Source organism: Levilactobacillus spicheri DSM 15429 (assembly GCF_001435095.1).
Taxonomy (GTDB): Bacteria; Bacillota; Bacilli; order Lactobacillales; family Lactobacillaceae; genus Levilactobacillus; species Levilactobacillus spicheri.
Genome location: NZ_AZFC01000014.1, coordinates 1 through 1,659 on the forward strand (window position 1 = coordinate 1; position 1,659 = coordinate 1,659).

At 48.4% G+C, this 1,659-nt stretch carries 3 protein-coding genes and 1 pseudogene; all 4 read right to left on the reverse strand.

Annotated elements, in window-relative coordinates:
- Window positions 1-258: 258 nt before the first annotated feature.
- Window positions 259-333, reverse strand: a pseudogene (locus FD37_RS12765).
- A 74-nt stretch (window positions 334-407) separates the two neighbouring features.
- Entirely contained in the window at window positions 408-905 is a 498-nt protein-coding gene (locus tag FD37_RS03855) for an ArpU family phage packaging/lysis transcriptional regulator (protein WP_056963585.1), read from the reverse strand.
- A 163-nt stretch (window positions 906-1,068) separates the two neighbouring features.
- A complete protein-coding gene (locus FD37_RS03860; RefSeq protein WP_056963588.1) occupies window positions 1,069-1,464 on the reverse strand; it encodes a hypothetical protein in 396 nt (131 codons plus the stop codon).
- Window positions 1,464-1,659 (reverse strand): hypothetical protein (locus FD37_RS13120; RefSeq protein WP_235807850.1); only part of this gene is annotated, 196 nt, incomplete at its 5' end. The genes FD37_RS13120 and FD37_RS03860, both read right to left, overlap by 1 nt.

Sequence of the window (1,659 nt, forward strand, 5' to 3'; positions counted from 1 at the left end):
CTTAACCTTCAATTCGAGAGAAGTTTTGCCTTCTTTCTCTTTGAATTTGATTTTGGGCGCTGTAGTTTCAAACGATTAAAATTTTAGTTTGAACGTCCAATGAGTCCTGTGGGTTACGGTCCCACGTCCATGGCTATTTAAGGTCGCCCGCTCTACCACTGAGCTAAGGACTCAAGACCCCGGCTTATGCAGGACCGGGGAAGGAAAGGGTTCCTAATGGAGGAAGAAACCGCAACGGGAGTACTGGGCCCGCTGCAATGCCGTCGGTGGGAATCGAACCCACATTTCCTGATGGCGGACCACCAGGCGGCTTAACCATTTGCCTACGGCGACGTGAAAGGGGCTGTCCCTATCACTTATTTGATACTACCAATATAAGGCCTAAATCCGGTTTAAAAGTACCATCTCTATCCCAAATTTGTACCAGAAACATCCGGTTTACGCCGTAGATAATCCGTGAAGTCCAGCTCATCATTGACGATTCCTTTGCTCTCCAGCCGCCCAGTGAAGGCGTAGTAGAACTCGATCATCGCCGACTTCTTCCGCCGAGCAAATTGGCTGTGCCCCAAGTGCAGTGTCATGGCAATCTGGACGTCCAGGTCGTGTTTGACGAACGAACGCCACACCACCAGGTTTGCTACACTCGTGCAGTTATGAAATGCCTCCAGCGCGCTCTCAACAACGATTTGGCAATCTGCCTGACCCACTAACTTTCCGTCTCGGTCCTCACTAACCCCTGGGGCCTTGGGCATGCCGTCATACTTTGGTGACTGCAAAGAAGCCAGGCTCTTGCCCGACTTCAAAACCAGTCGCATGAAGTAGCGGTTAAAGAACCGTTTCACGTACTTGACAATCTCTTTATCATTTTGTTCCTCGAAAAGTTCCGTTTGTCCTACTGCCATCATGGTCTAACCCCCATCAAATAAGCGTTTGTGGTATACTAGGTGCGTTGAGTTTTATTTGGTGAGGGCTGCTGCCGGGCGGCCCTTTTTTCATGCTCTAATTTTTAAGTGCTTCAACAATCTGGTCAAAGTCAGCCTTGATTCTTTCTCCACAACCCTTACGGGTTCATCGAAAGTTATTGATCAGCGTCACGATTGGGTTCAATGCCTTGTAGAGGGACGCAAGGCTGAAAATCAAAGGTAACGATGAAATTGCTCCTAAAATCGCAGATACATAGGTTTGCCAATGACTAGAAAGCTGGTCATCCATACCATGATCGGTGTAGAAAACATCTTCTTCCCTTTTTTTGGCATACTCTTCGCTTGCCGCAGCAACCTTTTTTAGCGCTCCTTTAAACAAGTTCACAGCCACGGCAACGATCGCCACAAACACTAAAAAACCGATTCCGGCTATGATGTAGTGGCTCATCGTCCACTGCTCCACCATCGTCTTCGCTAACGCGGGCAATTCTTTAAACTGACCGTTCAGTGTGTCAATTAATCTTGATACTGCTTCACTCATCACTTTTTGACCTCCAAAAATTTTGAAATCATTTTCGACAACCACCTAACCGCTTGTGTAAACCCGCAGGCATCCATCATCCGCCACCAGCTAGTCTTCAACTGCAGGTCCTGATACCTGAAAGTCCGGCTCTCTGGCCCGTCGTGCTGTCTCTGGAGCTCCTGGAGCGCTTCTTCGTACCAATCCGGGTAATCA